This window comes from Mesorhizobium sp. M7A.F.Ca.CA.002.09.1.1 (assembly GCF_003998555.1).
GTDB lineage: Bacteria > Pseudomonadota > Alphaproteobacteria > Rhizobiales > Rhizobiaceae > Mesorhizobium > Mesorhizobium ciceri.
In genome coordinates this window covers 1-1,841 of sequence record NZ_RZRR01001008.1, presented here as the reverse complement: position 1 = coordinate 1,841, position 1,841 = coordinate 1, and the positions used below count along the sequence as shown (strand labels likewise).

The window sequence follows — 1,841 nt, the reverse complement described above, 5'->3', positions numbered from 1 at the left end:
CACGATATGCGTCCACGGATCGGCCGACAGATTGGGCAGCACATGGTCGCGGATCTGGCCGGACGTTGCCGAATTGAAGCCGGCCGCCCGCCAGCGCACGGCGCGGCCGGTGCTTTGTGAAATCAGCACGGCGAGTTGCGCGGCAAGCCCGTCTTCCGAATTGCCGATGCCGACCGAAGCGGCGGAGGAATCGCCCAGCACCAGAAGCGAGATTGCCGGTGCTGCGCCTGATATTTCGTGCATGACCGGCCCTTGCGCCGGCAGCATGCGCGTGGTGCGGCGTCGCACGCCGAGGCCTTGCCAGATATAGACCGGGAAGGCGAGCCAGGAGAGTAGGGCCGGGAAGCGCATGGCAGTACCGTTAAACGATCAGCGGCAGCCTTAGCGAATGTTTTGGCCGACGGGAACGATCTTCAATCGCAGCAACTCGCCTGCCCCGCCTGCTTGCCCTGATATTCGTCGTGCAGCCGCACCCAATCCATCAGGCCGTGATAGGGGCCGTTCTCGTTGCGGCCCTTCGGCGTCATGTCGAGATAGTCGTAGGCGCCGATCTGCGCCTCGCCGCCGCGGGCGCGCGACATGAAGGTGAGGAAGATGTCGCCGGTCTCGTCCCTGTAGAAGACGCTGGTGCCGGGAAGCTCCTTCGATGTCCGTGGACGGGTCTCGAAATTGTAGGTGGTGCAGCCGGCGGCGATCTGCTTGTCGGTGAAGGAGACCTGCATGTCGAAGTTGAAATCCGAGACATAGGACGACACCCAGTCGAACTTCCAGCCCATGCGCTGCTTGTAAGGCAGAAGTTCCGCCAGGGGAGCGCGCGAAACCACGACCAGCGACACGTCGTGATGCCGTAGATGCTGATTGGCGCCGTCGATATGGTCGGCAAGGAATGAGCAGCCCTCGCAATGATGGGTGCAGCCCGGCCCGAACATGAAGTGATAGACGATCAGCTGGCTGTTAGTGCCAAACAGGTCGGTCAGTCTGTTTGGCCCTTGTTCGGTCTCGAAGACATAGTCTTTCCTGATCTTCAGCCAGGGCAGTTCACGCCGTTCCGCGGCGATCCGCTCGCGAAACCGCGTCAGTTCCTTCTCGCGCGCCAGATGTGCCTTGTGCGCCTGGAACCAGTCTTCGCGCGAAACGATCTTGTTGCGATGCATGAACCTCTCCCTGAATGTCATCCCAAGGACGTTGGGGATGGGCGCAACCCGACATCGCCGGAGAGGAAATAAGGACGGAGAGGCTCCGCCCCAAGCCCTGCAAGTCACAAACAAAAAACCCGGGCGCATCGGCCCGGGTTCGAAGGAGGAAGAAAGGACTGTGATCAGGCGGCCTGTTCCAGGCTCGCCTTCCATTTTCCGAGCGCTGCCAGATGGTTCATGTGGGCGCGATGGGTGAAGGCGGCCTGGCCGGCGGCAACGTTCGAGGCTTTGCCGCTCCAGGCTTTCTGTGGCGCGGCCTGCAGCGCGCGACCATAGGAGAAGGTCAGCTTCCACGGGTGCGGCCCGATGGCGTTGATGGCGTTGAGATTGGCGGTCGCCTCTTCGTCTTCCTGGCCGCCGGAAAGGAAGGCGATGCCCGGCACCGCTGCCGGCACTGTCTCGCGGAACAGTTTTATGGTCTTTTCGGCGACTTCTTCGGGGCTGCTCACCTTGCCCGATTTCCTGCCGGCCAGCACCATGTTGGGCTTCAGGATGGTGCCTTCCAGCACGACGCGCGCCGCATGGAGCTCGTCATAGAGCTTGATCAGCGTTGCCTTCGAAATGTCGTAACAAGTGTCGATGTCGTGGGCGCCGTCCATCAGCACCTCCGGTTCGACGATCGGCACGATGCCGGCTTCCTGGCAG

The 1,841-nt window shown here is 62.1% G+C and carries 2 protein-coding genes and 1 pseudogene; all 3 read right to left on the bottom strand.

The window, feature by feature from the left end; all coding sequences use genetic code 11:
* A pseudogene (locus EN994_RS29565) lies at nucleotides 1–351 on the bottom strand (SGNH/GDSL hydrolase family protein); the annotation flags it as partial.
* A gap of 62 nt (nucleotides 352–413) precedes the next feature.
* The gene (locus EN994_RS29560) at nucleotides 414–1,154 is read right to left on the bottom strand and encodes a thioredoxin family protein (RefSeq protein ID WP_063169157.1); all 741 of its coding nucleotides are present in this window, start codon (nucleotides 1,152–1,154) and stop codon (nucleotides 414–416) included.
* Nucleotides 1,155–1,318: 164 nt separating this feature from the next.
* On the bottom strand, nucleotides 1,319–1,841 hold a 523-nt coding region (locus tag EN994_RS29555), incomplete at its 5' end, for a class I fructose-bisphosphate aldolase (RefSeq protein WP_127308058.1).

Coding starts and splice junctions, on each gene's coding strand:
- EN994_RS29560 (WP_063169157.1), bottom strand. CDS start 1,154: ATGCATCGCAACAAGATCGTTTCGCGCGAAGACTGGTTCCAGGCGCAC.